Raw genomic sequence first — 20,494 nt, forward strand, 5'->3', positions numbered from 1 at the left:
ATGTTTTGTTACTTCGTAGGTTGTGCCAGTCGGATATTTAACCACTGGTGCAGCTTTGAACATCTTAGGTTTTCGCATTTATCGTGAAACGCTTTCGCGTTTTTCGTGCGCCGCTTGGTAAGGGCAAACCGAACGGTTTACGAAGGATTGGAAGTGGTTGACAACAACTGGCTGGATTTGAGTTTTCATTGACGTGAATATGCCCGTTATGGATGGAATGGAAATGCTGGATAATATCCGCAGAAATCCCATCACTATGGATATGCCGGTACTTATTGTTTCAACGGAAAGTAACAACGAACGAATCAAAATTATTGATGAGCAGTACGCCGGTTTTGTTCACAAACCCTTTACACCGGAAGTGCTGAAAGAGAAGATATTGGATGTATTAGGGGTGATGCATTAATAGGCTGATGCTATCAGTTCCTGGTTTTTGTATTTGATTTTGTTATTAGCGAAGGGCTGAACCCCTTCGCTTGTATACCGGAGGAGTTGGTTGTTTGGGGTAGCATGGTGGCCGGACACAGAATGCATTCCGGTACGTAAGTGAGTCGTTCACGGTATCGTGAAACCTGCACTGTTTTAAGAGTTACAGGTTACCATATTAGGTATAAATACCTAATAAACACTTCTTTCCAAATTAGGCCAAAAAGCCGATTCATTATTAGTATTCAGCGCCTACCTTTTATTAAAATTTTCTAATGAAGTTTATTCTTTGAAGCTCTTCATAAGGAATCGTTTTGGTCGATAAGCCCAATCAATCGGCATACATAATGAAGAATACATGAAACCTGAAGAACAATTATTAGAGAAGCTGAATACTGATTTCCTTACATCGGTATTTCAAAGCATACCGCATGCTGCAGTTATAACGAATACAGAACGGGAGATAATAGCTGTAAATAATGCCTTAGAAAAAATATTCGGGTTTTCGGCTGAAGATGTGATCGGCAACAAAACGGCCATATTGTATGCGAATAGGGAAGATTTTAAACAAACCGGGGAAACGAAATATAATAAGAAGTCTTCAGTCCGGAATGATTCGTACGAAATAGAGTACATGACCAAGGAAGGGAAAGAATTTATTGCAGAAACTGTAGGGAGTGTAGTTAAGAATAGTGATGGAGATACGATAGGCTATTTAGGTTTAATTAAAGACCTGAGTGATCAGAAGCACAAAGAGGCAAACCTGCAGCAGCTCACAGATCAGCTGCACCTGCTCGTAAATGTGATGAGTCAGGATATCTACGACTACGATCAGCAGATTAATCAATCTTTAAAACTTACCTCAGAGCTTTTAGGGCTGGAGATTGGGATTATTAGTTCTGTTGAAGACCAAACCTATGCTGTTGAGTACTTCTATCCCGAGGACTCCGGCTTGGAAAAAGGTATGGAGTTTGAATTGGGCAATACCTACTGCGATATAATGCTAAAAGCCGATGAAGTGCTCGCTATTAACCATATGGGAGAATCAGAGTACTGTCATCATGTTTGTTATGAGCAGTTTAAGCTGGAAAGTTATATTGGGGCTCCTGTTTATATAGATAGTGAATTGTTTGGGACCCTGAATTTTTCAAGTGAACAAACCAGAAGAGAGTTTACCGGGGGCGATAAAGATACCATTAAGCTCCTTGCGGAATGGATCGGCTCTATACTGGAAAAGAAAGAAATTGAAGAAGAGTTAAGTGAAAGCCGGAAGTTATATGAGCTATTGGCCAACCATTCTTCCGACATGGTATGCTTACATGAACCCGATGGCACCTATATATACGCTTCTCCGGTTGTAGAAGAACTGTTGGGGTTTACTCAGGAAGAAATAGTCGGAATGAATCCGTATTCACGGTTTCATCCTGACGATATTGAAAGAATCCAGAAAGAGTCTCACGAAAAAGCCAAAATTGGAGAACAAGTTAAGAGTTTTACCTACCGAACCAGGAAAAAGAACGGTGACTACATATGGCTGGAGACCAATACAGAACCTGTTTTAAACGAACAGGGAGAGGTAATAAAGCTCCGAACCGGTACCAGGGATGTTACGGAAAGGAAACGACTGGAATTATTGCTACAAGAAACTAATAAACTGGCTGCTGTGGGGGGCTGGGAAGTGTACCTGGATACCGGTAAATCTTTGTGGACCAAAGAGGTTTATAATGTACACGAACTTCCCTTAGGAACAGATACGAATTTGATTGATGGCCTAAGTTATTTTCCCGGAGAAGCCCGTAATATTATTGAAAAGGCATTTGCTCATACTGCGCAAACCGGAGAGGGTTATGACCTGGAGCTCCCATTTGTAACAGCTAAAGGGAACGAAAGATGGGTTCGGGCAATAGGCATGGCCGATAAAAAATCGGACGGAAGCATTGATAAAGTGTATGGGGTATTTCAGGATATTTCTGAGCGTAAGTATATGGAACTGGAATTGGTGAAGGCAAAGGAAGAAGCTGAGGCTGCCAACAGAGCTAAGAGTGAATTTTTAGCCAATATCAGCCATGAAATCCGAACTCCGATGAACTCTATTTTAGGGTTTACGGAATTGCTTCAAAAGAGAGCTACCACCGGAGTAAGTAAGAAGTATCTGGAAAATATTACCAGCAGCGGTAAGATGCTTTTACAGCTCATCAATGATATTCTGGATCTCTCGAAAATTGAAGCCGGAAAGCAGGAGATCAATCTGACTCCTACGGATGTGAAAAGCTTTGTTCGGGAAATCAGAGACGTGTTTTCTGTAAAAAGCGAACAGAAGGGCATTGAAATGGAAGTAATAATCGAGGATGAAATTCCCGAGGCTCTGCTGCTTGATGACGTACAGCTTCGTCAGATCCTGTTTAACCTGGTTGGAAATGCCATAAAGTTCACCCAAAAAGGGAAGGTTACGATTGAATTGGGAGCCAACATGGAACAGCAAGACCTCAGTAAAGTAGATCTGCTGATAAAAGTGCGTGATACCGGGATTGGTATATCCGAGGAAAAGATCGACAAGATTTTTAACGCGTTTGAGCAACAGGGGCGTAAAATTACCGATCTGTATGGTGGAACCGGTTTAGGATTGTCAATCAGTAAAAAGCTTGCAGAAATGATTGGAGGAGATATTTCTGTCGAAAGTGAGCCCGGATCGGGAAGTTGTTTTACTCTTACCATACCTGAAGTTGTTACTTCATCGGTGCTTGCAATAGATAATGAAGATGACATCCTGATAAAAGACATCTTATTTGACGAGGCAACTGTTCTGGTGGCCGATGACATTTCAACCAACCGGGAATTGGTTATAGAATTCCTGAAAGAACATCCACTCACCATCCTTGAAGCCTGTGATGGCAATGTAGCCATTCAAAAAGCTAAAGAACAAGATATTGACCTGATTCTGATGGATATTAAAATGCCCGGGTTAGACGGCGTGGAAACCATGAAAATCATAAAGCAGCATAACCCGGGGGTGAAGATTCTCGCTCTCACTGCATCTGGATTTATCGGATACGGAGATGAAGTGAAAGAACTTGGATTTGACGGTTATCTGCGTAAACCCATCAGTTACCGAAACCTGGTCCGTAATTTGAGTGAGTTTCTGACACACTCGTCAACTGAAGATCAAAGCACATCCAAAAATGCAGCGAAAGTAGATTTGCCGGAAGAAGCGGGGATTTCGGTCTGGAATGAGGAGCAGGTGCAGGCATTTTCAACAATATGGCAGTCCGGGTTAAATAACCTGTTAGAAGAAATTGACAGAGAGGCTTTAATGATGGATACCTGTGAAGCGTTTGCTGAAGAACTTAAAAAAGCAGGGTCGGATTTAAATATTTCAGAACTGGAAATTCTGGCCGATAACATACTCGAATATGCCTCCTGTTTTGATATAGAAGGTGTTGAGGAATCGTTAACGAAATATGATCAGGTAATTCAGACGAATATCCCAGTCGTAAATAACAATAAGGAATCAGTAGAAATCTATGGAAAAGCAAAGCAGTAATACCGAAAGAGGATTTGTCCTTATTGTAGATGATGTTCCAAAGAATCTTCAGTTGCTGGGCACCACCCTCCGGGAAGCCGGTTATAAAGTAGCAGCGGTTTCAAAACCGGAACAGGTGCTGGACAGTGCTCTTAAGTATATGCCCGACCTTATTCTTCTGGACGTTATGATGCCCGGGAAATCAGGCTTTGAAGTATGTGAAGAACTAAAGGCTCATTCGGACTTGAAACATATACCCGTGATTTTTCTGACGGCCAAAGTAGAACAGGAAAGTGTAGTTCATGGTCTGAATCTCGGGGGGGCAGATTATGTAACGAAACCCTTTAATACTCAGGAATTACTGGCAAGGGTTGATACCCATATCTCCCTTAAGCAGTCTAAAGATAAGCTGAAAGAGCAAAACCAGAAGCTTGAAGAATTAAGCCTGATGAAAGACCGGATTTACTCGGTAATCGGGCATGACCTGAGAGGTCCTGTAAACGGGATAAGTGGTGTTATAAACATGCTGCTAAACGATCTCGAAAATACGGATCCCCAAAAACTGAAGAGATTCCTCACATTAATTAATGAATCTTCTACCAACTTGTGGAATCTGCTTACCGATTTACTGAGCTGGGCCCGCGTGCAAAGCAAAGAATTGAAAGTGAACCGAAGTAATTTCTACTTACTAAGGGCGATTGAAGACGACGCTAAAGCAATGAAGCTTATAGCTGACAAGAAAGCCATTAAAATTCGGATACATCCCGAAGAAGATTTCGAAATAAATGCGGATAAGTCTTTCATCCGAACGATAATTCGGAATTTCTTATCGAATGCACTCAAATTCAGTGACAAGAATGGGAGTACCATCGATATCAACATAGAGTTTAATGAGAACCTGAAGATCTCAGTCAAAGATCATGGCATTGGTATGTCTGAACAGGTTAAGGAACGCCTTTTCAAAATGGAGCACCCCAAAGATGAATCCTCCATGAATATTAATGGTGCAGGTTTTGGGTTACTGCTTTGCAATGAATTGGCAAAGTTGCACAGTGGCAGTATCACTGTTGAGAGTGAAGAGGGTACAGGTTCAACATTTACCCTGGTTATTCCACAAACAGAACAAAAGGTTATAGCCGCTTAAACTTTAATTACCCAGATTTTTAGAAAGCAGTAGAAAGAAATTTCTACTGCTTTTTTTTTTACCCATAGTGATCATCTTTGCACGATTGGGCGCTTTTTTAATAAAAGATGATTTATTAAAAAATTTTAAGAAAAACATTTAAGAAAAAAATAGCCGGGCCGATAACTGTATAAGAAATACTAATACCTGAATCTTTTTTATACAGATATCCAAAATTGAGGAAAAACCCATGCTTAAGAAATCAATACAACTATTTTCTTTTGTAATTGTACTGGCACTGGTATCGAGTGCAAATGCTGAATCATTATCAGAAATTGTTGAGAGCACAGCTTTTGAAATTGCTGCCGACGACTCTGTAAAGATCTACGATGTAGTAGATCAGATGCCCGAGATTGAAGGCGGCATTAAAGAGGTTTATAAAAATATTGATTATCCCCGTGCTGCTGTAGCCGGACGTATTGAAGGACGTGTTTTTGTCAAATTCGTAGTTGATGAAAATGGAAAAGTTAAGAACCCGGAAGTAATAAAAGATATTGGAGCCGGTTGTGGTGAGGCTGCGATAGAAGGAATTAAAAAGGTGAAATTTACTCCAGGGAAATTACAGGGAAAAGCTGTTAAGGTGTACTACACACTTCCTGTAAGCTTCAAAATCAACAGCTAAAGAACTTTAGACTAAGACATAACATCCCCAAAAGCATTATCCTGATCAGGGTAATGCTTTTTTTTGTGCTTGAAATACCTCTCCCGAGTGAAATTGCAGGAAACAGAGCCTCCATGCGTTCCAAAAGAGCTCGGAGCTTGTCGTGAAATAAAGCGTCGGCTCCTGTTGCGCTTGCAGGTCTTGAGGAAGCTGTAAGGTGCCCCTGGTCACAAAGTCATCCGGAGGGCAGGAAAGTTTGAATGGGTCTGGCTGTTAACCACGAAGGGTCTGTACCAGAAAAAACTTGGTAGGCATATCATGCTAAGATTCATTCAACCGGGAACGGTCGGCAGGCGCTATACTCTGAATAGCTTCGTGAAAGAGAGAAGATGTTATAATAGAGTCATCCCCATCGAAAATAGTTGCCTGCGGATATTAAAATCATTTAAGAAAATCCCGGCACGTCCGATAAACTAACTATCAAACCAAATAACTATGCTTTTTGGCGACGGGGTCTCTGTGTGAGGGTTCTCAGCTTATGAATCCCGAAAGCCCGAAAAGAAGCAAAACTATCATTGACATGGAAGAAACACTGGTTAAGGAAAAAGAGGCCGAAACACCGGACCATATTATAGCTGGCGGAAAATTTCTCAGCTTCTTTTTAGGTAAAGAGGAATATGCAATTGAAATTTTAAAGGTACAGGAAATTATTGGGTTGATGCCGATTACGCCTGTTCCAAAAATGCCGAAGTACATACGCGGAGTATTAAACCTTAGGGGGAAGATTGTTCCTGTAATGAATCTGCGCCTTCGCTTTGAACTACCCGCCGTGGAAGACACCGACGAAACCTGCGTGATTGTAGTACAAGAGGATGATTACCTGATGGGGGTTCTGGTGGATAAAGTATCAGAAGTGGCCGACATCAAAGAAAATCAAATAGAGGAAGTTCCTTCATTTGGCGTGAAGGGAAACAGCGAATACCTGGCTGGTATCGGCAAAGTTAAAGAGTCTGTAAAAATGATCGTTGATATCCACAAAGTTCTATTTGATGTACCTGAAGAGGTATTGGAAACAAACGAAACCGCCGCTTAATCAACAAATTAAAACAGTAAACATGAGGTAACAATGTCATCGATTAATAACTATCTGAACAACATAAGCGAGGGTGTGAGTGCAGCCGAAGGTAGCTGGACCATAGGTAAAAGAATATTCTTTCTAACAGCATCTGCAGCTGTAGTAACACTTATACTTGGGGCTATTGCTTTATTCTCACTAAGTAAAATTCAAAGCAATACCACTTCTTTATCCGAAGTATCATTTAATGAGTGGGGAACGGCTGCAGCTTTTGAAACGGCTGTTCGAAAAGCAGGTTATGAACATCTGCAGTTCACAAATACGAATGATATTTCCTATATGGAAACGGCGCTTTCCAGATTCGAAAAAATATATGGGGAGTATGGTGAATTTGAAGATTATGTAGAGAACTACGATCTGCCTGTTCTTGAAGAAAATATGGTGGGGCTTAAAGAAGTCATTGAAAGTTATGAAAGTAATCTTCAGGACTACCTTGATGCAACCCTGGCGTTGGAGAACAACACCGATCCCTCGGAACTTACAAAAGTCAGCAATGCATTATTTGATGCTGAAAGAAAGGCAGCGGTAGAATACCAGGAATTATTGGATCGTTCGGTTGCCATAAATACTGCCGCCGAAGATGGTGCCAGGGCTTTAGCCGATAATACCCAGGCCACAGTGAACAACTATGTTTGGATTATAAGCGTGGTAGCTGTGCTTTCGGTATTGGGTGTGCTGGCATTTGGGTTCTTTGTGGGCAGGTCTATCAGTAGTGTACTAAAGGGAATCATCGAAAGACTTAAAACCGGTTCCGACCAGGTTAGTGTATCCTCGGAACAACTTTCGAGTGCAAGCCAACAGTTGGCTGAAAGTGCCAGCCAGCAGGCCGCAAGCCTACAAGAAACGACATCCTCGCTGGAAGAGATGGCCGCCCAAATTAAGCAGACCGATGATAACTCGAGTCAGGCTGAGTTGGCTATGAATGAGTCGAAGCCGCTGGTTGAAAATGGGGTGCAAGCCATGCAACGTATGGTTCAGGCTATGAATGAGATTAAAAATTCTGCCCAGGAAACATCTAAAATTATTAACACTATTGATGATATCGCATTTCAGACCAATCTGCTGGCTCTAAACGCTGCCGTTGAAGCTGCGCGTGCCGGAGAAGCCGGTAAAGGATTTGCCGTGGTCGCCGAGGAAGTTCGTAACCTGGCGCAACGAAGTGCGGAAGCAGCCCAGAATACGTCTGAACTCATCCAAAAATCACAGGCAAGTTCTGACCGTGGTTCAAGTGTGGCTGAGGAAGTGTCTGAAAATCTTAAAGCTATTGAGCAGAGTATCGCTAGTGTAAGTACACTTGTTGTTGAAATTTCAGCGGCTTCCAAAGAGCAAGCTGTCGGAATTGAGCAAATGACTTCAGTAATGACTGAAATGGATAACGTGGTTCAGGATAATGCTTCTTCTTCAGAAGAATCAGCCAGTGCAGCCGAAGAACTTACTTCTCAGGCCAATGAGTTGAATAATATCATCGTTGAGCTGGTAGGTCTTGTTGGGGGAGGAAGTTCAGCCAGTATCGGTAACGGTACGTTTATACAGCGTGCAGAATCACAACCTGTTATTAACAAAACCATCCAGAACGGATTCGTAAACGGAAATGGACGAAGCCACAGTAATGGCAATGGACAACATAACGGAAATGGATCCAATGACACTTATTCAAATGGTCATAAGAATGGGGCTTCTAAAAGAGTAGAAGCTCATGAACTAATTCCTTTTGAAGATGACGAAGACTTTAGTGATTTCTAATCAGGAAAGACTACATAAATGAATACAAACTTGTAGTAGAGAATCTGTTTAAACGGATTCTCTATTCAAGTATAAAACAGAGAGGTTAACATGGATCAAATACCAACAGACTTAGAGATCATTGAGGATATTTATTATCGCTACTATGACGAGTACAAGAAGTACGCTAAGGATGAACCCGATCGGATTGCCCGCATACGGGTGCCGGTTAACATCCAGGAAATTGCGGATGCTTGCGGAGTCGAAGAAGACATGATTTTCGGGCGCCTGTACTATCACTTCAATAAAAAGTATAGCTACAAAGATGAGAACGGTGATACTACCACATTCTTTATGTCCGAAAAGTTTGAAGGACTGAGTGTTAACTATCCGTTGGTGTCAGCGGTATTGGCTGATTTAAATTCAGAGAAAAAACGAACGACTATATTTATAACAATTTCAGCCGTAGCGGTGATGCTGTCGGTTGTTGCGGTTGTTCTGGCTTTGATTCTTTAAGTAAAAATTTTTCACAGAGGGTTTTATCAAATCTAATAGTTAGGAGCAGTAGGGATGAAGATAAATGTACTGATTGTTGAAGACGATCCTGCAATGAGAGTACTTCTGAAAAGTACAGTGCTTTCAGCAGATCTTGATGTAGAAGTAGCAGAAATTTTTGAAGCTGAGAATGGTAAAGAAGGCCTGGAAGTACTTGAAAAAGAAAAGGTAGATATGATGTTGGTTGACATTTACATGCCGATAATGGATGGCCTGGAAATGCTGGATTATGCCCGGGATCATAAAGAGATGGCCGATATACCTGCCATCGTTGTGTCTTCTGAAAACAACGAGGATCGTATTGATGCCATATTGAGGCAGGGACTTGGTTTTGTACATAAACCATTGACCCATCTTTTGTTGAAAGACAAAATAAGTGAGATGATAAATATGAAAAACAGTGACGCAGGGTGAACATTCATCTGCAAACAGAAAGATGCCTGATAATCAAGATAACTATGAGGAGATGAACCATGAAAAATTCTTCACCTAAGAAAAAGCTCTCCGGAGAGTCGGAAAAAGGTATGAAGTATGATTTGGAGGGGAATAGTTGTCGGCTCAATTATTTGAAAACGCAAGACTCCCGGGAACCTGAAGAAGAGATAAATATGGCAAAATCGACTCTTAGGAAAGTGGGAAAAAGTGAGCAGGATCAGGCGGAAGTAGAGTTTTCGGTACCATCCCAAAGTAAAATAATAAGGTTGATCAGAAATCATTCCAGCAATATGTTTCAGCCCTCATTTGGAGATCCTTCGAAGCTGGGCGTAGCCAAAAACCCGTATTACAAGTTTAGTAAAGTTGCTGAATTGAGCCCGGCGTTAATACTTATAGCAGACAGGCAGGGTTTTATAGAGTATGCAAATCCAAGTTTTTTAGAACTCTCGCAATACAAAGAAGAGGAAGTTATAGGTTGCGGACTGGAGATGTTTAAATCCAGTCTCGACTATCAGCAACAGTACACGGAATTAAGAACAGCGATAGCAAAGGGTGAGGAGTGGAAAGGAGAGCTAATCAATAGTAAGAAGAGAGGCGGCACCTTTGTATTTTCAGCTACACTTACCCCGGTCCGGAATGAATATGATTTTATAACGAGCTTTATCATGGTTGGGCAGGATATTACTCCTTTCCGAGAGACCGAGAAGGAGCTTAAAATGGCGGTGGAAGAGAAAACAGTTCTCTTGTCGGAACTGCACCATCGCGTTAAAAATAATCTGGCTATTATTTCAGGGCTTATGCAGCTACAAGCCTTCACCGAAGATAATATAAGTGTTCAGTCGAAACTGTATTCGAGTGTGGGGCGTGTGCAAGCTATGGCGAATATGCATGAGCTGTTATATGAATCCGGGAGCTTCAGCCAGCTGGAGTTTGGCCAGAATCTGAAGAAGATCGTAACTTCTATTTCTAAGATGTACTATGAGCTGACTCAGAAGATTGATGTGAAGCTGGATGTTGAATCGGTGCAGTTAAATATTAACCAGGCACATCCCTGTTCATTGATTATGAACGAGGTGATTACCAATGCGTATAAACATGCTTTTACCAAAGCGGAGTCGGGCAAAATTCGTATTCAGCTTTATACCCAGGGTGATACAGTTTTTATATCCATATCGGATAACGGTTCAGGCCTCCCGGAAGACTTTGATATTGACAAAGATAAAACTTTGGGGAATACGCTACTTAAAACCCTGGTAAAGCAGCTTTACGGGTCGTATCAATATATTTCCGATGAGGGGGGAACCACCTTTACCTTGTGCTTTAAGAAGGAGAATATAAAGGGTTCGACCAGCGCTAATTTTTGCTGAAATTGAAGAGTAGGATAAGTCAGTATATCAGATAAAATAAAAGAGGAGCCAATTGACTCCTCTTTTTTTTGGGGTGTTACCCTAACAGTATTGGCCGCGGCAGCTTATTTGCGGTCAATATTTGCAATAAGGTTTGTGAGGCGTTCCTGGTAGGCGGTGTACATCAGTCCGCTGTCTTTATTATCGTTCACAACCTCATTTAGTTCACTGAGATGTGACTCGGCTGTCTCAATTTCATTTACCAGATCCTGAAAGGTGGTCGAGAACGAATTCGAATCATCGTTCATCCGGGCAACTTCCACCTTCCCGGTTATGTGGATAAATCGTAAAACCAGCAAAAACCGCTCTATATCTTTCACTCCATTGATAAGATCACGAAGGTAGGCCGGTACTTTACCGATTCCATTGGTAATTACATCTAAACGGGGCATAAAAGCGTCATACAAAAAGTCAATAACCTCATCAGAGTGGATAATGGCTGTATCCTTTTCAAATTTTCTGCTTTCCAGCTCTTTAAGGAAATCAATAGTCATTTCAACCTGTAGCTTAGCAGAAATAATGTCAAAATTGAGTTCTGTAATCAGGTCGCTTAAATGATGAATATTTTCTTTCATGTTGATGAGTCTTTTCTCACCATCCACAGACTGTTCGCCCATTTTTTCAGCAACCACCGACAGGGATATATCATCCTGATCAAGCTTGGAAGAACTGATTTGAGCGTTCAGGGAAAGTAACAGGATAGAACGCGCCAATTTTAATATGTAATCAGAGTGCCCGATTAAGGCGTTATGAATATTCTGCAGGCTTTCTAAACCCAATACCAGTTCACTCAGAACGGTCTCAACCTTGACCAGTACCGGTGGCACGATATGTTTATCCGTTTTCTTCTTCTCCTCCGACATACTTTCATTGAGTATGCTTTCCCGGTAACTCATTTCTTGTTGAAGAGCCTTCCACATAAACTCCCTGTAGTCTCCAAATCCTTCTGCTTTGAGTAGGTTTAACAGGTAAGCCCGGGATTCTTCCATGGCTTTTTTCTTGTCACCCAACTGCTGTTCTTTTCGCTTTTCAAACTGCAGGGTTTTGGCATAGCACTCTTTGATGGTATCAAAAAGGTCACTTCCGGGTTTTAAACGGATCGATAAATATCCACCTTTGCATGGGAAAGCCAGCGCCATCACCCAATAGTAAGAACCGTCTTTTGCCATATTTTTAACATATGCGGCTACCGGTTTATTGGAGTTTAGGTGATCCCAGAAAATATTGAATACAGCCCGGGGCATTTCGGGATGCCGGATTAATTTATGAAGCTGGCCAATTACTTCTTCCTTGTCATATTTACTTATCCGCACGAAAACTTCATTGGCATAAGTGATATTGGATTTAGGATCTGTGACTGAGAAGAATAGTTCTTCGAAGATAAAAGGGCTTTCCTGATTTACGGGTACCGGTTTATTGAGATCTTTAATCTTTCTGCTTGTAAGTTCTTCTGTCAACATGTGGTTAGCTTGCTTTATTTAGATGTAATCGGATCAGTGCTATATATACTTTACCGTTTGTTTTATCGGTAGAATTGGAAAAAACATTAGTTTTTAGCAGTGATGAGATACAAAAAAAGACCACTTATTGGAGATAAGTGATCTGCAGCATTAAAGTTTGCAGGTAATTACTCAGGAAGGCACAAACTGAAGGTAATTCCTTCCACCTCATCATTTTTTGACAAGAAGATGGTTCCTCCGAGCTGATGAGCATAAAGCAAAGCCAGTGTTAAACCAATGCCGAGGCCATTGGCTTTATCAGTTACAAAAGGACTGAAAAGGTTTTTGGATATGGATTCCGGAATAGCCGGGCCGGGATTCGAAATCTGAATAAGTTTTTCAGAGGGAACAGAAATAGTCACAGCATGATCAGGTCCATGATCCAGGCCGTTTTGAATTAAAAGCTCAATGATTTTTTTGAGGCTTGCCGGATTCCCGTGAAGTTCCATGTCAAAGTCAATGGAGCTCATATCAATTCTTTCTTGTACATCTGTGGGGTAATCAAGCAGGATGCTTTGAAACAATTTGTTTGCTTTAAATGAGGTGAGCTCAACTTCGGTCTGATCTGAATCGATGGTATAAAGTATCTCCAGCTCGTCCATCATATCATAAAGGTGATCGAGCCCCTTGTTGACGAGGTTGAAATACTTGTCCTGCCGGGCATCGTTATTATGCTCACTCAGCATATCAACATAGCCGGATATACCCGTAAGGGGAGAACGAAATCGGTGAAGCATAACGGCAATCATATTCTTCCATGAGACTAATGTTTTCTCCTCAGGGATTTCATTCCGTTGCTTAAAAACTACCAGCGTGTACTTTTCTTGCTCCCATGAAAAAAGACGTTCTTCAAACTCAAGCCACCGGTTGTTGAAGCGGGCAACCGGTTCCCGGGATACTTCATGATCGACGAAAGTGATGGCCTTATCAAAATTTTGCCCTAACAAACTATCAGCTTCGGAAGAGGAATGGCTGACATAACAGATTTCCCGGTTATTACGATGTAAAACCATAATGGGGTGTGGATACCCGTTAAATAGGTCTTTTATAATCTGCATTAATGTATACTCCGAAGTTGTGTAATGGTAACCATCAATCTGCTTAAATGCATTAACGGGTTTTGCTTCCAAATCTGGTGTGCAAATTTCTTGCCGTAAGGTCATCATCATCATGTTGCTTTGGTCTTGTTCTGATTGTCTGAACATTTATCAGCAGTCCCCTGTATGTCTTAAATAATTTCGGAAAGACGGAAAAATTTGCCATGAAGCGGTCAATTCTACTCTTGTCTTTTCCGATTGTTCCTGAAAAAATGGATATCAGGTCATCTGAAGGGAGATTTGGTGAGCTGGCACAGCAATTGCAATTATCCGTGCGAGTGACTCACAACCAAAGCAAATTTTCAATGAACTTTATCGACAGTAATCATAGTCAAATGTTGGCCCGTGCGATGGATACCTATTCGCTTCGCCAAAAAGTGACGGCTTCAAACATAGCTAATGCTGATACGCCAAATTATAAAAGGCATGAAGTGCTTTTTGAGGAAGAACTTCAGCAGGCACAGCTGGATGAAGGCATCAGCGGAATGAAATCGGTGTCACCCTCAATCGTACAAACCGAAGAAAGTGTAATTCTGGAAGATGAGATGATTGAGATGGCCGATACACAGATTCGGGTTCAAATGGTAACCCGTTCACTCCGTCATCACTTTAGCCTGCTCAAATCAGGAATTACAGGTATTAACCGATAAAACCGATTCAGATGCTCCCAGATAGATTATCATCAACATTTCAAACTGCTGCTCAGGGCCTGGCCTTACAACGTGAGCGGATTTCCGTGGCATCGCAAAATATTGCCAATGCTCAAACTTCAGCCCCGGCAGGCTCCGAGAATGTTTATCGGCCAAAACGGGTACAATCTTTAGCCCCGGATCAACAAAAATTTCTACAGGTACTTTCCGAGAGTGTTTCTTCACTCACAAGAACCAATCCCAAGCATATGGCAACCGGTGTTGGAAACGATCCGAACGGCAAAAAAGCAACCGGACTGGGACCTGACTTTCAAGTAAGCGAGCAAAATAATTTTCGCTTTGAGTATGACCCGAATCACCCCGACGCTGATGAAAACGGGATGGTAAAATATCCGGACATAGATATGGTGCGTGAAATGACGGAGATGGTAAGTGCCAATCGTCTTTATGAAGCCAACCTGAGTAGTATCGAAGCTGAAAAAGAAATTATTAAACGATCACTGGAGATCTGATACCATGAACAGCATTAATTCTATTTATACCCAACAAGCCGGGCAAGTAAGCCGAAATACCGCCCTCAGAAGTGCAGCCGGTTCGCAGGATTTACCCAAGTTGACTCAGGATGAATCTTCTCTGATCAACCAGAAATTTACCGCTGAGAAAAAAACCGCGATGAATATTTATTCAGTCGATGGAAAAGTGAATCAGCATGAGTTATCACGCGGAAGAAATATAGACACCCGAATTTAAAAAGAAGGAAACAGGTAAGAAAAAGCCATGCAAAGTCCAGTACAATTAAACGGATTACAGCTACCCAAGGATATTGAAATTACCCCGAAGCATTATGAGATCGCGGTAGATGATATTGAAAAAGATTCCTTTGCTGATATGCTGTCCAATGCTATCAACGGGGTGGATACTACGATGAAAACTTCTGAAACGAAGATGCAGGATTACGTGGCCGGTAAAACCGACAACGTAGCGGATGTGATGATCTCAATGCAGCGTGCTCAGCTCAGCTTCCAGATGATGGTTGAAGTGCGCAACAAAGCCATTGAGACCTATAATGAAATAAGCAGAATGCAAATATAAGGACTTCCCTAAATGAATAAGTATGTAGAAAGTTTTCAGGAGTTTTTTGGTCCGCTGAGCAATGCCCAGCGTGCCATGTTTGTGGTGTTGATGTTGGTGGTGCTCACCATCATTGGAGGCGTTTTTTACTGGTCTCAGCAGGAGGAAAATGTACTCTTGTTTGGATCTTTACAGCCTGAAGTTGCCCAGGAAATTGTAACCGAGCTCAATAATCGGGGAATCAATTACGAACTGCAGGAAAGCGGCCGCGCTATTTATGTAGCCAGTGACAAGGTTCATGAACTACGGCTGGAACTGGCCCCGATGGGCGGAAGCTTCTCGGATGTGAAAGGTTATGAGCTTTTCGATACCAATGCTCTTGGTATGACCGACTTTATGCAGCAGGTAAATAAAAAGCGGGCCCTTGAAGGGGAACTGGCCCGGTCTATCAACAGCCTGGAGCAGGTTGAGTTTTCCCGAATCCATTTGGTGCTACCCGAGCGGTCTCCTTTTGAAGAAGTATCAGTAGAGGCCTCGGCATCTGTAATCCTGAACCTGAAAAAGGGACAGGCCCTCAAAAAAGAACAAATTGAAGGGATAACATCTCTGATTGCCGGTAGTGTGGAAGGGCTGGAGTCGGCCAACGTCACTGTTTTGGATCAGGCCGGAAACAGGCTGACTGATGAAATTGATTATGAATCCGAACTTGCTTTCGGTTCATCCCAAATGCAGCTTCGCCAAAAAACGGAAGCTTATCTGACCGAGCGCGGACAGTCGATGCTGGACCGTGTGCTGGGTGCCGGTAACAGTATTCTCCGTGTTTCTGTGGAGCATGATTTTGATCGTATTGTACGAGAGTCAGATTTAATAGATCCCGATAGCCGAACCATTATTTCCGAAGAGAAAAGAGAGCAAACCAATAATGATGAGGTGATGGAACCGGTTGCAGGAAATGTGACCAACAACAATCAAACAGGATCGGTGGTAGTTGCGAGTAACAACAACGGGTCAACGGTTCAAACTAGAAATTATGAAGTAAACCGAACCCGGGAAGTTTTTGAGAAGACGCAGGGTGAGTTAAAGATGGTATCAGCCTCGGTGTTACTGAATTACAAACAGCGGTTCGAAGAGAGTGAAGAGGGAGATCAGACACTGGTAAGTGAGCCATACTCTGAGCAGGAAGTTGAAGAATTCAAAGAAGTTGTGAAAGTGGCCCTGGGTATTCAGGATAACCGGGGAGATCAACTGACCGTGAAACAGGTTGAGTTTTTTGATAAACACCCTATCGACAACGGAGACTTTTTTACCGGCCAGCCTACTTTCACCAACAACATTTTACGCTGGTCTCTGATAGGCATCACCTTTGTGGTTGTTATCCTGCTGATCAATAGCATCAAGAAAAAATCAGGTGTCGATGAAATGAAGACCGTAAGCAAATTCAAGGCTGGTGATCAGCTTGAAGGCAGTGAGAAACAAAACTCATTGACAGGGGAAAGCTCAGCGTCAAATCAGCTCGAAGGTTCAGAAAGCACAACCGGCGAAGAGGGTGAAGAGCAAGCGAAGCAGCTCCCGGAGAAGAAATACAACAAGGATGAAATTGTGAATTTTGTTGAGTTGAAGCCTGCGGAAGCCGCACAGGTGATGAGAGCAATGTTAGCATCAGAAGATAATTAAAAGAGGAAATATGGCAGCTACTACAAGAAATAAAAAAGGTGCTTTTAACGATGTGTCGGACTTAAACGGTCCTCAAAAAGCGGCGGTGCTCATTATGAGTATTGGCACACGCACGGCAGCAACAATGATGAAATCACTGAATGAAAATGAGATTGAAAAAATCACTCTTGAGATCGCCAAGATTAAGGATGTGAAATCCGAAATCGTAGATGCTGTTTTGCAGGAATTTTATGCACTCATGGAGGTGAAGCAGTACATGTTGAAAGGTGGTGTGGATGCTGCCGAAGACCTGCTTGCTCAATTGGGAGACAGCGCTAACTCAGAGAAGATGCTGAAGAGACTTAAAGCACAGTCGGGCAGCACCGTATTTGACGAATTTCAACAAACCAAAATCACACAAATTGCCTCGTTCATTCAGAATGAGCACCCCCAGGTGGCCGCTCTTATCTTTTCTCAGCTCCAGGTAGAGAAATCAGCTGAAATACTCGGATATCTTGACAAAGAACTACAAGCTGATATTGTATACCGGCTGGCCAGTATGGATAAAATTTCCATGGAAGTAATCGAGGAAATTGAAGAAGTGATCAAGGAACATATGGGCGGTATGGATACCCTTGGCGACCGCGTGAAAAGCGGAACCAATATTGTGGCCCAGATTCTTAACGGTTCCGACATTACCGTTGAGCGCCATGTGCTGGAGACTATCGGTGACAGGGACGAACAAATGGCCAGCGATATCAAGGAGCAAATGTTCCTGTTCGAGGATATTCTGCACTTCGACGACCGTACTGTTCAGCTTATCATCAACGAGATGGAAAAAGCCGATATGGTTATGGGACTCAAAGGAGTGGAAGAAGCTCTGGCCAACAAGTTCCTCAAAAACATGTCGAATCGTGCGGCCGATATGCTGCGTGAAGATATGGATGCTCTTGGTCCGGTAGCGCTGAAGGATGTGAAAGAAGCACAGCAGCGTATTATCAAGAAAATTAAAGAACTGGAAGAAGACGGCCAGATTTCTACCCGTAAGATGGACGAAGAAGAGATAGTTGAGTAAGAAGGATGAGAACTCAGAAGGTCTTAGATAATAATCAAATTAGCTGGTTTAATGAGGGCAGTAAACGCCTGAATTACCAGATGATTTTTAACGAAAGTGAGGTTAGAAACGAAGAAGATGAATACTCGGAAAAAACGACAGATATTAATGAGTTACTTGATGAAAGAGATTCCCGTTGGAAAAGAAAGCTTGAACAGGTTCGCAATGAAGCTTACGCTGAAGGATTTAATGCAGGCCAAACTGAAGGCATAGAAAAAGCAAGGTCTGAAATTGACGATAAAATTTCAGTAATAAAAGAAGCTATGACTCAAGCTCATGAGGAATGGAAAACCCGCCAACAGATACTGGAACCCGGCCTGTTGGATATGGTATTTGAAATCAGCGAATCTATTCTTGGCATCCCGGTTGAAAATCCGGCTATCAGAGAATCCCTGGAAGAAAAAATAGTTCCGCTATTGCAAAAGATTAATGAACAGTCGAAACCTATACTTTGGGTTTGTGAAGATGATTTGGAATTTGTGCAGGCACTAAAAGATGATTTCTCGAAAAGCATGGTGCTGAACATGCAGGTTTCAGAAGATTGCAATCCCGGCGAGTTCAGGCTGGAAACCCAGGAAGAAACGGTGGTCCATAATTTCAGAGAAATGCTGGATGAATTTAAAAAGACCTTAGCCCTGCCATCATGGAAATAGCTGAAATGCCCTCCTTACAAGAGCACTTCGAATCGATCCGTGAGAAAATCAGCGGAGAATTGAGTCAGGTAAAGCGTTATGGAAAAGTTTCATCCATCATCGGTACTATCATCGAATGTACCGGGCTGGAAGCCTCCGTTGGGGAAGTATATGGCATTCATACTGTAATGGATACCATTGTGCCTTCCGAAGTGGTTGGGCTGAAAGATGGGAAAACACTGTTGATGCCTTACGATCGCGTGGTTGGTATGAAAGCCGGTTGTAAAGTGGAAAGCATGGGACAATCGCTGAATGTTCCGGTTGGGTTTGATATGCTGGGGCGGGTAGTAGATACCAATGCTGAGCCCATCGATGGCAAAGGGCAAATTCGTGTATCCGGGCAAATGCCTGTGCATAACGATCCTCCTTCTCCCTTAGATCGCGCCCCCATAGATGATATTATGTTTACGGGTATCCGAGCCCTGGATGCTTTGAATACGGTGGGAACCGGACAGAGAATCGGACTTTTTGCCGGCTCCGGTGTCGGGAAATCCGTTTTGATGGGGATGATTGCCAAGCATTCTTCCGCTGATATCAATGTGATTGCCCTGATTGGTGAGCGTGGGCGTGAGGTACAGGAATTTATTCATGATACTCTGGGCGAAGAAGGGTTATCGCGGTCGGTTGTGGTGGCGGCAACGTCCGATAGTGCGGCCATGAGTCGGGTAAAAGGAGCATTTACGGCAACCGCTATTGCGGAATATTTCCGCGACCAAGGAAAAAATGTCCTCTTGATGATGGATTCTGTGACCAGGGTTGCCATGGCTCAACGAGAAATTGGGCTGGCTTCAGGGGAGCCTCCAACCACCAAAGGATACACTCCAAGTGTGTTTACCATTCTCCCGAAATTGCTCGAACGTCCGGGTAAAACACACAAGGGAAGCATCACCGGTTTATATACCGTATTGGTTGATAATGACGATATGAATGAGCCTATTGCTGATGCCGTGCGGTCTATTTTAGATGGCCATATCGTGCTTTCCCGGCGTTTAGCGCATAAAAATCATTATCCGGCGATTGATATTCTCGAAAGTATTTCACGGGTGATGACGAGGATTGTGACACCCGAACAACGGCAAATAGCGATGAAAGCCCGCGAGCTGCTCGCCACCTATCGCGAGGCTGAAGACCTCATCAACATTGGCGCTTATGTGAAAGGTTCGAACCCGAAAATTGATGAATCCATAAAAAAACATCCGGGTTTGGAATCATTTTTGATACAAGACTTAAACGAAACAGATTTCAGCGATGATCTCTGGGATACGCTAAAGAAAATTCTTGAATAAAAATCACGAGCAACAGACATGAAATTCAAATTCTCTCTTGCACCGGTTCTTAAAGTTCGGAAACACCAGGAAAAGCTCCAGAAGCAAAAGCTGGCTGAGCAGGTTTCCAAAAAACAGAAGATCAGCGATGTGCGTGATGATGTACAGGGGAAATTGAAAACTTTTCTGGAAAACTCTGAAGATAATTCAGTAGAAAATATCCATATGATCCGAAGACGATCGGCTCATCTTCAACAAGTACACCAGAAAATGGATAAGCTGAGTCGTGATTTGGATAAGGCTGAAGTTGAGGTTTCCAAAGAGAGAGAGAAGCTGGCCACGGCCTATAAAAACCTTCATATCCTGGAAAAAGTGAAGGAATTTGAAAAAGGACTTTTTTCGGAACGTGTGGCCAAAGACGAACAGAAATTTATGGATGAAATAGCAACTCAATCATTTAGCCGTTAAGC

20 protein-coding genes are annotated in these 20,494 nt (G+C 42.5%); 18 read left to right on the top strand and 2 right to left on the bottom strand.

From position 1 onward, the window contains the following. Window positions 1–193 precede the first annotated feature (193 nt). The 9 genes from ABFW99_RS13880 (at window position 194) to ABFW99_RS13920 (ending at window position 10,944) form a co-directional block, all read left to right on the top strand. A complete protein-coding gene (locus ABFW99_RS13880) occupies window positions 194–406 on the top strand; it encodes a response regulator (RefSeq protein WP_349355683.1) in 213 nt (70 codons plus the stop codon). A gap of 378 nt (window positions 407–784) precedes the next feature. Next, the gene (locus tag ABFW99_RS13885) at window positions 785–3,967 is read left to right on the top strand and encodes a PAS domain S-box protein (RefSeq protein WP_349355682.1); all 3,183 of its coding nucleotides are present in this window, start codon (window positions 785–787) and stop codon (window positions 3,965–3,967) included. Then, window positions 3,948–5,090, top strand: coding sequence for a hybrid sensor histidine kinase/response regulator (locus ABFW99_RS13890; protein WP_349355681.1), 1,143 nt, complete (start codon window positions 3,948–3,950; stop codon window positions 5,088–5,090). Before ABFW99_RS13885 ends, ABFW99_RS13890 begins: the two co-directional genes overlap by 20 nt. A 229-nt stretch (window positions 5,091–5,319) precedes the next feature. Then, a complete protein-coding gene (locus ABFW99_RS13895) occupies window positions 5,320–5,751 on the top strand; it encodes an energy transducer TonB (protein WP_349355680.1) in 432 nt (143 codons plus the stop codon). A gap of 559 nt (window positions 5,752–6,310) precedes the next feature. Then, on the top strand, window positions 6,311–6,823 hold the full coding sequence (locus ABFW99_RS13900) for a chemotaxis protein CheW (protein ID WP_349355679.1): 513 nt from the start codon (window positions 6,311–6,313) through the stop codon (window positions 6,821–6,823). A gap of 33 nt (window positions 6,824–6,856) precedes the next feature. After that, complete coding sequence (locus tag ABFW99_RS13905) at window positions 6,857–8,608, top strand: methyl-accepting chemotaxis protein (RefSeq protein WP_349355678.1); 1,752 nt, start codon at window positions 6,857–6,859, stop codon at window positions 8,606–8,608. Window positions 8,609–8,698: 90 nt separating this feature from the next. Further along, complete coding sequence (locus ABFW99_RS13910) at window positions 8,699–9,103, top strand: hypothetical protein (protein ID WP_349355677.1); 405 nt, start codon at window positions 8,699–8,701, stop codon at window positions 9,101–9,103. Window positions 9,104–9,157: 54 nt separating this feature from the next. Then, on the top strand, window positions 9,158–9,556 hold the full coding sequence (locus ABFW99_RS13915; protein ID WP_349355676.1) for a response regulator: 399 nt from the start codon (window positions 9,158–9,160) through the stop codon (window positions 9,554–9,556). A 59-nt stretch (window positions 9,557–9,615) separates the two neighbouring features. Continuing rightward, window positions 9,616–10,944: a sensor histidine kinase gene (locus ABFW99_RS13920; protein ID WP_349355675.1), complete on the top strand. Its 1,329-nt coding sequence runs from the start codon at window positions 9,616–9,618 to the stop codon at window positions 10,942–10,944. A 104-nt stretch (window positions 10,945–11,048) separates the two neighbouring features. Here the strand turns inward: ABFW99_RS13920 and ABFW99_RS13925 are convergent, their stop codons facing one another. After that, window positions 11,049–12,443 carry a PAS domain-containing protein gene (locus ABFW99_RS13925; protein ID WP_349355674.1) on the bottom strand — a complete coding sequence of 465 codons (1,395 nt, stop codon included), beginning with the start codon at window positions 12,441–12,443 and terminating at the stop codon, window positions 11,049–11,051. A gap of 167 nt (window positions 12,444–12,610) precedes the next feature. After that, window positions 12,611–13,687 carry a sensor histidine kinase gene (locus ABFW99_RS13930; protein WP_349355673.1) on the bottom strand — a complete coding sequence of 359 codons (1,077 nt, stop codon included), beginning with the start codon at window positions 13,685–13,687 and terminating at the stop codon, window positions 12,611–12,613. A 56-nt stretch (window positions 13,688–13,743) separates the two neighbouring features. Between ABFW99_RS13930 and ABFW99_RS13935 the strand changes: the two genes are divergently transcribed. From ABFW99_RS13935 to fliJ, 9 genes are read left to right on the top strand one after another with little or no spacing between them, the layout of a single operon-like run. Then, a complete protein-coding gene (locus tag ABFW99_RS13935) occupies window positions 13,744–14,229 on the top strand; it encodes a flagellar basal body rod protein FlgB (protein WP_440707532.1) in 486 nt (161 codons plus the stop codon). Window positions 14,230–14,240: 11 nt separating this feature from the next. Continuing rightward, window positions 14,241–14,741: a flagellar basal body rod C-terminal domain-containing protein gene (locus ABFW99_RS13940; RefSeq protein ID WP_349355671.1), complete on the top strand. Its 501-nt coding sequence runs from the start codon at window positions 14,241–14,243 to the stop codon at window positions 14,739–14,741. Window positions 14,742–14,745: 4 nt separating this feature from the next. Then, on the top strand, window positions 14,746–14,979 hold the full coding sequence (locus tag ABFW99_RS13945) for a hypothetical protein (protein ID WP_349355670.1): 234 nt from the start codon (window positions 14,746–14,748) through the stop codon (window positions 14,977–14,979). Window positions 14,980–15,006: 27 nt separating this feature from the next. Further along, window positions 15,007–15,321 (top strand): flagellar hook-basal body complex protein FliE, encoded by a 315-nt coding sequence (fliE, locus tag ABFW99_RS13950; RefSeq protein ID WP_349355669.1) that lies wholly within the window; start codon window positions 15,007–15,009, stop codon window positions 15,319–15,321. A 12-nt stretch (window positions 15,322–15,333) separates the two neighbouring features. After that, entirely contained in the window at window positions 15,334–16,974 is a 1,641-nt protein-coding gene (fliF, locus tag ABFW99_RS13955) for a flagellar basal-body MS-ring/collar protein FliF (protein WP_349355668.1), read from the top strand. Between the two features lie 10 nt (window positions 16,975–16,984). After that, window positions 16,985–18,028, top strand: a complete 1,044-nt coding sequence (fliG, locus tag ABFW99_RS13960) for a flagellar motor switch protein FliG (protein WP_349355667.1) — start codon at window positions 16,985–16,987, stop codon at window positions 18,026–18,028. A 5-nt stretch (window positions 18,029–18,033) separates the two neighbouring features. Continuing rightward, a complete protein-coding gene (locus tag ABFW99_RS13965; protein ID WP_349355666.1) occupies window positions 18,034–18,720 on the top strand; it encodes a FliH/SctL family protein in 687 nt (228 codons plus the stop codon). A gap of 5 nt (window positions 18,721–18,725) precedes the next feature. Then, entirely contained in the window at window positions 18,726–20,045 is a 1,320-nt protein-coding gene (locus tag ABFW99_RS13970; RefSeq protein WP_349355665.1) for a FliI/YscN family ATPase, read from the top strand. Between the two features lie 18 nt (window positions 20,046–20,063). Continuing rightward, entirely contained in the window at window positions 20,064–20,492 is a 429-nt protein-coding gene (gene fliJ / locus ABFW99_RS13975) for a flagellar export protein FliJ (RefSeq protein WP_349355664.1), read from the top strand. The last annotated feature ends 2 nt before the right edge of the window (window positions 20,493–20,494 follow it).

The organism is Gracilimonas sp. BCB1 (assembly GCF_040117685.2).
GTDB lineage: Bacteria > Bacteroidota > Rhodothermia > Balneolales > Balneolaceae > Gracilimonas.